Source organism: Erythrobacter sp. RANMB8 (genome assembly GCF_056848235.1).
Window position 1 is genome coordinate 1 of record NZ_JBREHG010000023.1, and the last position, 5,111, is coordinate 5,111.

Below are 5,111 nucleotides of genomic sequence, written 5' to 3' on the forward strand. Positions count from 1 at the left end.
GCCGACGTCACGGCGCTCATCAGCGGATTTACCGCGGATCTCGTCCTCGATGGCGTAGAGGGAAGCAATGCGCCGTAGCACGTCGGCTGCCACGGGCGAGCTCTCGGCCAGCTCGTAGAACTTGCGGCGCACGTGGGCCCAGTAGAACGCGAGACGGATCTGCGGATGCCGCCGGGCCAGCGCCGCATAGGCACTATAGCCGTCGACCTGCAGGATGCCTGCAAAGCCCTACAGGTGCGCCTCGGGTCGCTCGGTCTTGCGATCGGCAGCGTAGACAAGCATCGCTGCTGGTGAGGATGTTCGCGACGGGCACAGCGACAACCTTACGCTCCGTGATGCGGGTTGCACACAGGCGTTTCGCGCAGCGCGCTGCCAGCGGGCTTGTTACCGCGAAGATTGCTCCGCACTGGCAAGCCTGCTGGTCTCCATATCGCCGAGTCCTTGGATGCAGTCTATGCCGCAAGGCTCGGAATTTTTGGGACTTCCACTTCCAGTCGCACGCGAATGGCTTCAGCCGCGGTGCGGGCTCCGAGCTTGGTCATCATGTTCGCACGATGAATTTCGACTGTTCGAGGGCTGATGTTCAGCTGGCGCGCGATATACTTGTTGGATCCGCCTTTGCTGAGCGCGTCGAGCACTTCCCGTTCGCGGGTTGAAAGCTTCGCGAGCCGGCTCTGCAGTTCGAGCTGGTGCTGGCGATCGGCACTGGTCCTGTTGGCTTCGCCGCTTATCCTTGCAACCGAGCTGGCGAGCCGCCTCGGCTCAAGCGGCATAGTAAGATAATCCAGCGCGCCGGCTTTGACCGCTTCGACCACGCGGGTTGGCGTTGGAGCGAAGTCCATTGCGAGTACCGGCAGCCAGATCCCGATCGAGTAGAGGCGATCGATGATATCGGTGACCCTGCCAAATTCGGCATTATCACGACAGATAATGATCCCCGAGCGAGGAGGATGGGTCATGAGCTCGACGAAGTTTTCATAGATTTCGCAATGGAAGCCCGCTTCCATGCCGGTGCGAGCCAATTCGGCCCTGATCTGCGCATCAGCTTCAACGAAGTGCAGGCTTTGCTTGTTCGGCGAGATGTCCTGGTACTGCATGGTGCTTCCCCTGTTTCGACATCACCCAAATGCCATACGAAACATGGTAAACAGGGAATTAGGATATCCGTAATTTCCATTATCTGACGCACTTTGCGCTCAGGCGATCGAATAAAAATAGGGGTTTTTACGGATTCAAGGGGCAGAGGAAAACAATGAACCACGCACTTCATTCGCTCTTTCGAACCAAACTACCGACGTTTATATCTCTTCAGAGGGTGAAGCGGATTTCATGGATTTTTCAATTTCGCCATTTACACATATTTTTTAGAAATTAAGATTTTTGATTTGAGTGATTCAAGATCCAGCTATTGAGATGTACGCTTGGATCCTCGTGAAGGAGCTTCAAGGCTAGTGCTGATATGACAGAATGCCGCGTATAACCTCGCGGGCCCGCTCACTAAGATCGAGGATCGTTTTCTGGTGATGTTGTGCCTTCGCGGCACGATTCAGGAGGTTGGCTTCGATCAGGCCTGCGACCAGTCGCATTGCAGTTGCCTCGGACAATTCCCATCGATTTTCACACCCGTGAAGTGGGACGGCATCCCCTTGCAATTCGCTGATAAAGATATCCAGCAGGATCATCCATGCGCCCTCGCTGACAAATCCGGGCACGAGATATCGCTGGCGCAGATGTCCCTTGTCGCGCTCCTGCTTCGCCAGTGCGAGAAAATCTACCTTGCTAAGATGTGGTGTGGGGTGCCCATCGAAGGGCAGAGCGATTGCCGGGAGCCTGTTTATTTGCGCTTTACGCTCGGCAGCCTCAAACATTGGCTCCCAGCGTTGTCGCTGGCTCGGAAAGGGCAAGGGCTCTTTCATAGCAGACCCTTTGCCTTCATGCTTACCACCTTATGAGCGCCTACGATCAGGTGATCTTCAATGTGCAAGCCGAGGGGTCTTGCCTGGGCGGCAAGAGCGCGTGTCTGCTTGATGTCGGCAACGCTGGGCTCAGGGTTACCTGAGGGATGGTTGTGGGCCAGAAGTAGCCGGCAAGCATCAAGCTTGAGGGCTCTGCCGAGGACTTTCCGAGGGGTTACGAGAACCTGGCCTTCCTTTCCTTCGGCGATGATTTCCTCGGCGATGATATAGCCGTCCTTGTCGGCGAAAATGGCAAGCATACGTTCTTCGTCCAACCCCCCCAACGTTGTCAGGAGATAGGACAAGAGAGGTTTGAGATCGCCACTGACCGGGGTGCGGACAATCCGCTCACGGACGCCGTCGTGCAAGAGCTGACGCACCGCCAGCAAGGTCTCGATCCATGTCTCGCCGGTATAAGCAACCTGACGCAGCTCGGCTTCGGAGGCGCAGGAGAGCCGTGAGATCGAGCCGAACCGGTGGAGCAGCCGTGTGGCCAGCAACTCGGGCTCTGCATGCAAGCGGTGCAGGAGCTTGCTCAGGTGGTTGTGGCTTGTGTTTTTCGCCGCCGCCGGTGGTGGAAGGTGATGCCCAGTCCGGTGAGGAGGACAGCAATCCACACTGGCCAGCGCTCCATGACGGCATAGGCCAACGGCGGCACGGGAATGTCCAGCAGACGCAGCAGATGCGCCATCACCGCGACGAATTGCGCTGAACCTACCCACAGCGTCCACCACCTGTCGTAGCGCAGGGCGATGGTGATGACGGCAAACAGTGCTGATAAGTCGAGTATAAAGCGGAAACCGTACAATCCGTCGTATGGATTATCTCTCGAGCTTGGCAATAAAACTGCATCACATGCCGCCAGTACAAACATGGTCAGATAAACGGTGGCAATACACCGTTCCGGTTTACCGCCTGCCCGCCAAGCGGCGATGAAAACGACGAGGATCAAAATTGCTTGTGCGAGAAACCTGGCCATGATCGCCAAGCATGTCGTTTCATCGCCGGGCTGGCAAGTCAGGCCGCGTTTTGCAGATCGCGCTCGAGAGCGTTTTTCGGAGGACAGTAGGGGATCTCGGTCGCCCCCATTTCGCGGCTGATGTCGAGCAGCTGGCCATGGACCCGGCATGCTTCGCCGCGTGCCTCGATGAGGCCGGCCATCATCTTGTTAAGATGCAGAAGAGAGGCCTGAACCTTGACGGTCGGTGCGTCGCTGAAGCTTCGCTGGGCAAGGCAGGCAGTGTTGAGGAGTGACGCAGCGGCAACGAGAGCATCTGCGATAGCGGTTTCAGAAGCGCTCATCTCGCGGATGAGGCGGGCGGTTGCTGAATCGATAGTGAGGGACATGGCTTCTCCTTTGGTTGACCGACCGGGAGAAATTCACCTCGTCATGATTGACATGAACGCGTCAGCAAAAGCCACGCACAGGACCGCCACCATGACCATGGCCAGTGCACCTGCAATGATGGCCAGCAATTTGCCGACAACACCCAAGTCTGAGGGTTTCAGTCCCGGGCGCGACCAGCCTGGACCTGGATCCCACGACGTTCGCTCATCGAATGTGAGACTGTCCTCGAAGGTCAGCACGGTTTCGGTTGGTTGCGCAACCGCATCTGTGCTGATGGCGGGTGACTGACCAAGTATGATTGGGTCATCTATGGTCTGATCATGTATGTTACGCCATTGATCATAAAGGCTTAGCAGCTCGGTACGGGCAATGGAGCCCAGACGCGCCCTGACACTCTCAATGCGTTTGTCGATAGTGACAGGGGCTACGCCAAGTTGCCTTGCGATTTGCTTCGACGTGAGATGTTTGGCCGCCAGCTCGAGTGTGACAAGCTGCTTCGAGGTGAGCGAATCAAACACGCAGAAGGCATCGTCGCGCGACATGACGCTGGCGATACGTGCTGGGCAGCTGCGTTGCAATGCAACCTTTTAGCTTGTAATGCGAGCCCTTATCGCATTGAGCTTGTCAAGGGCTGACGAGATATCAATGGCAGCATACACGAGGCCTTGGCGGTCGCACTCGTCCAGCGCGGCAGATGCAAGCGCGATGGCCCGCTCGATCGCAGCAACGCTTTCGTCACCATCCGATTTGGTCATATAGAGCCGACGATCCATGCGCTGGTGTAGAGCGCGCTTGCCCAATCAAGCAATGCTCTATGTGGTAAACAGATGTTAAATTCCATATGTCATGAAGGACGCGGGCCAGAAAATCGCGCCGTGTCCCTATTCGCGACAGGTGGAATGATGCGAGTAAGCTGGCGACCGCCATCCGGAAAAATAAAATTACCTTTTTGTGAAATTATTTTCACTATCATTTTAATGAGGATTGAGATCCAGCAGCCTCACCGGATCTGGTCGAGCGATTACGGACTGCGATCGGAAATCTGAATCACCTTTCAGGCAGTTGCGTCTGATTCGGCATCTTCCCGAAACGCTGTTGACAGGATTAACTTCCCGAAAGCGAGCAGGTTAGCCGAGTGTTGGAGTTGTGCAGAAAAGCGGACTTAGGTGTTGCTACGTATTCGCTGTCGCCCTAGCTTTCATTAATCACCATTAGGAACCAAAGCAGTGTCAAGTTAGTTTCATCCCCAAACGTAACTTCCCTAGGACCCAAGGAGGCATCGTTGACATCTGACATCGCACGAGAAAGCAATTTGGCTACCGCTAGGCTCTCGACAACGAGTTTGGGTCAGAGAGAGTATCGCCAGACGATCGCTGATCGAATGGAAGCGCTTGCGATCGAGCTGCGTTCGATCTCGGACGATGAGATGAGCGTTGTACCGACCGAGGGCATGCTCGTGTCAGTTGCTGACAAGATCTATTCCTCCCGTCGTAAAGTTGACGATATTTTTGGAATGCAGGGGTTCGCCGTCAGCCCCGCTTGGGACATTCTCCTCGATCTTTACAAGGCCCGGATCCACAACAAGGACATCTCGGTCACGAGCGCCTGCATCGGGGCTGCCTGTCCGAGCACCACCGGCCTAAGGTGGCTGCATGCCTTGGAAGGACTGCAGCTTATTGAGCGACGCCAGGACCCCGACGACAAGCGGCGCTTTGTTGTAGCCCTGACAGACATTGCAAAGCTGAAGATCGAGGACGCCATTGCCGCGCACCTATAGGTGCGCAAGACTAGGCCGTATTGACAAAAGC

General features: G+C 56.0%; 8 protein-coding genes and 1 pseudogene. 1 reads left to right on the top strand and 8 read right to left on the bottom strand.

Annotation, left to right across the window (positions count from 1 at the left end; all coding sequences use genetic code 11):
* The 8 genes and pseudogenes from ACU0AG_RS15920 to ACU0AG_RS15955 form a co-directional block, all read right to left on the bottom strand.
* Nucleotides 1-291 (bottom strand): annotated as a pseudogene (locus ACU0AG_RS15920) (IS66 family transposase); the annotation flags it as partial.
* A gap of 161 nt (nucleotides 292-452) precedes the next feature.
* Nucleotides 453-1,097 carry a response regulator transcription factor gene (locus ACU0AG_RS15925; protein ID WP_482783249.1) on the bottom strand — a complete coding sequence of 215 codons (645 nt, stop codon included), beginning with the start codon at nucleotides 1,095-1,097 and terminating at the stop codon, nucleotides 453-455.
* A gap of 351 nt (nucleotides 1,098-1,448) precedes the next feature.
* Nucleotides 1,449-1,868, bottom strand: coding sequence for a hypothetical protein (locus tag ACU0AG_RS15930; protein ID WP_482783250.1), 420 nt, complete (start codon nucleotides 1,866-1,868; stop codon nucleotides 1,449-1,451).
* A gap of 44 nt (nucleotides 1,869-1,912) precedes the next feature.
* Entirely contained in the window at nucleotides 1,913-2,455 is a 543-nt protein-coding gene (locus ACU0AG_RS15935) for a JAB domain-containing protein (RefSeq protein ID WP_482783251.1), read from the bottom strand.
* A gap of 35 nt (nucleotides 2,456-2,490) precedes the next feature.
* The gene (locus tag ACU0AG_RS15940) at nucleotides 2,491-2,934 is read right to left on the bottom strand and encodes a hypothetical protein (protein WP_482783252.1); all 444 of its coding nucleotides are present in this window, start codon (nucleotides 2,932-2,934) and stop codon (nucleotides 2,491-2,493) included.
* 38 nt (nucleotides 2,935-2,972) lie between these two features.
* On the bottom strand, nucleotides 2,973-3,302 hold the full coding sequence (locus tag ACU0AG_RS15945) for a hypothetical protein (RefSeq protein ID WP_482783253.1): 330 nt from the start codon (nucleotides 3,300-3,302) through the stop codon (nucleotides 2,973-2,975).
* Nucleotides 3,303-3,335: 33 nt separating this feature from the next.
* A complete protein-coding gene (locus ACU0AG_RS15950; RefSeq protein WP_482783254.1) occupies nucleotides 3,336-3,845 on the bottom strand; it encodes a helix-turn-helix transcriptional regulator in 510 nt (169 codons plus the stop codon).
* A 45-nt stretch (nucleotides 3,846-3,890) separates the two neighbouring features.
* Complete coding sequence (locus tag ACU0AG_RS15955) at nucleotides 3,891-4,076, bottom strand: hypothetical protein (protein WP_482783255.1); 186 nt, start codon at nucleotides 4,074-4,076, stop codon at nucleotides 3,891-3,893.
* Between the two features lie 509 nt (nucleotides 4,077-4,585).
* Here ACU0AG_RS15955 and ACU0AG_RS15960 point away from each other — a divergent pair.
* Nucleotides 4,586-5,080 carry a hypothetical protein gene (locus ACU0AG_RS15960; protein ID WP_482783256.1) on the top strand — a complete coding sequence of 165 codons (495 nt, stop codon included), beginning with the start codon at nucleotides 4,586-4,588 and terminating at the stop codon, nucleotides 5,078-5,080.
* Nucleotides 5,081-5,111: the final 31 nt, after the last annotated feature.